This is a genomic window from Candidatus Accumulibacter cognatus, assembly GCF_000584975.1.
Taxonomy (GTDB): domain Bacteria; phylum Pseudomonadota; class Gammaproteobacteria; order Burkholderiales; family Rhodocyclaceae; genus Accumulibacter; species Accumulibacter cognatus.
Genome location: NZ_JDST02000120.1, coordinates 1 through 2,324 on the forward strand (window position 1 = coordinate 1; position 2,324 = coordinate 2,324).

2 protein-coding genes are annotated in these 2,324 nt (G+C 65.6%); one reads left to right on the forward strand and one right to left on the reverse strand.

Features of this window, described 5'->3' with window-relative positions:
* Nucleotides 1–167: 167 nt before the first annotated feature.
* A complete protein-coding gene (locus tag AW06_RS21210; RefSeq protein WP_273704883.1) occupies nucleotides 168–1,358 on the reverse strand; it encodes a DUF4157 domain-containing protein in 1,191 nt (396 codons plus the stop codon).
* Between the two features lie 764 nt (nucleotides 1,359–2,122).
* Here AW06_RS21210 and AW06_RS21215 point away from each other — a divergent pair.
* The coding region (locus AW06_RS21215; RefSeq protein WP_273704884.1) for a CoA transferase at nucleotides 2,123–2,324 on the forward strand (202 nt) is incomplete at its 3' end.

A 2,324-nucleotide genomic window follows, 5' to 3' on the forward strand; every position in this document is an offset into this window, starting at 1 on the left:
AGTCCGACAGGCTGCTAGGCCAGAAATCGATCGGGAGATGGGGTCAGAAGTTCCAGGCAGATGCCGACCTGACCGCCAAGCAAGCGTTACCGACGGCTCGCGTAGTGGCACCGTCCGCCGCCGCAACACGGCCTGCGGCGATCCTTCACGCAGTGAGGTGACACAAATCAAGCCGGCGGCGTGCAACGCACCCGCGGAGTGCCTGTGCCCATCAACGCAGCCGCGAGTTCGTCGTAGCAGTGGGCGTTCACGTAGGCACCGCCCGAACCCGACGCCGTCCGGTCGCGGATTTCGCCGCGCTCAGGGGGGTTGTTGCGGCCCCAAAGGATGTGCACCGACTCGTGCAGGACGACGGCCGAGCGACTGTCGTCGTCGGCGATTTCATCCCAGAAACCGGGGCAAAGAACCATACTGCCGCTGCCACGACGCGACCAGGCGAACGCCTCGCAGTTGGGCACGCGGGCGCGGGCTATCGAAGCCGGGTCACCGGCGCAGATGTACTGGATCGGCTGCGCCAGCAGTCCCGCGACCAGCGAATAACGGCGAGCAAGAATTTGCAGCTCTTCGCCGAGCGCGGTGTCGTGGTCGGGCCGCACGCGGCCGGTGAGCCGGTTCAGGAAACCACCGCGCACTTCGGGCGGCAGCCCAAAGCGCGCTTCGAAGGCGGCCAGTGTCTCTGCCGCCGGCGGCTGCGCGCCGAGCAGCGTGGCGGCGTTGGCGGCGATCTCGGCGGCTCGGGAATCGACCGTGGCCAGCGCCAGGCGTGCGTCGTCCGGAGCGCTGTTGACCCCATCCGGGCAATTCGACCAACTGGCGACGCTGCGCATCAGGCGCGGCAAACCCGCCGCGCGGCCCTGAACCACGTGCGCCAGCTCGTGCGCGAGCAAGGCGCGCCCCGAGTCAGTGGCCGGGCGATACTGACCGTCGGCGAACACCAGGTGCTCTCCCGCAGTGTACGCCAGCGCGTTGACGGCGCGTGCCGAGCGCGCGGCGACCGCATCCGTGTGCACCCGCACTGCGGTCAGGTCGTGGCCAAAGCGCGGCTCCATCCAGGCTCGCTGCTCACCGTCCAGCGGAGTGCCGGGCGAGCGTAGAACCTCCCCGACAGCCTCAGCAGCAGCCGGCCCAGGCAGCGCCGGTGTCGCTGTAGTCGTCGCACTCGTTACGTCCGGAACGGCGCGGCGCAGGACGCGCTCCGCCATTCGGTCGGCTTCGCGCTCCAGTGCATCCCCAGGCTGGCTCAGCGGCAGGCCTGGCTGTAAGCGATCGGCACAGCGGGGGCAGCTGCCGCCGCAGGCACAGGCCGTCCTGCGCAGCAATGGCGCGGCGAAGTCCGCGTGCCGCCCGTGTAATGGCACGAGGGATTTCCCCAGCATAGGAGGGGCGCGTCCGGCTGAACGTAAGTCTGGTTGCCGCAGCATGACTTATCTCCGTAGTCGGCTATTAAGGATAGGAAATCCAACGGCGCCTTAGAGAGTATATGAGCCTCCGTCAAGGGGCGTCAATCTCTAATTGAGTCCCATGAGCCCCTGAAAAGTCACCCGAATCCTGCCCCGCTCAGTGCCTGTGGTCATCCGTCCGGCCGGACGGATGACCACAGGCACGAGTCCTCCCACGACGGGTGATGCCAACTCGTCTTGCTTCAGTCTGGACCTTGGCGCATGGCTTATTCCATCCAGCACTTTCCAGGCGTCGCGCTGATCGAATTCGTGCTCAGGCGCCGATTGAGCCTGGGAATCGTCCTCACCCACGGTGGCGCCTTCATCTCCCAGAGCGAGGGCGCACGGGCGGGCATCGGGGTGGTGGTGATGTCATCTTTTGGAGACGGGGACGATTGTTCACTTTCGAAGCGAATGTCCGCTGAGGGCGCAGGACGGGTCATCCGACGCTCCCAAGGCTCGATGACCGCTGTGGGTCGGTGGCAGCCAGTGGCCTGCGAAATCTGAACGACCGCTTCCAGTTTGATCCGGCCGTTGCGATCGGCCGTTCGGCGATTACGAACAGCGTCTTCTCAAGCGTGATGCACAGGGGTATCTTACTAATCGGGTGACTGCTTCACCTCCTGCCGGCGCAGCGTCTTGATCCACACCTTCTGGCAGAGATCCTGCTGTTGGCCTTCGAGATGTACTTTCAGCTCGTGAACCGCAAAAAGCGCTGCCTCACCCTCGACCTCAAGCAGGCTGCCGGTGTCTCGGCATTCATGCGCCTCGTAGCGACCGCCGATGTCATTCTCGAAGGCTTTCGCCCTGGGGTGGGAGACAAGCTCGGGATCGGCTGCCAGGCGGTGTGCGCGATCAACCCGCGCATCGTGTACTGCGCGATCA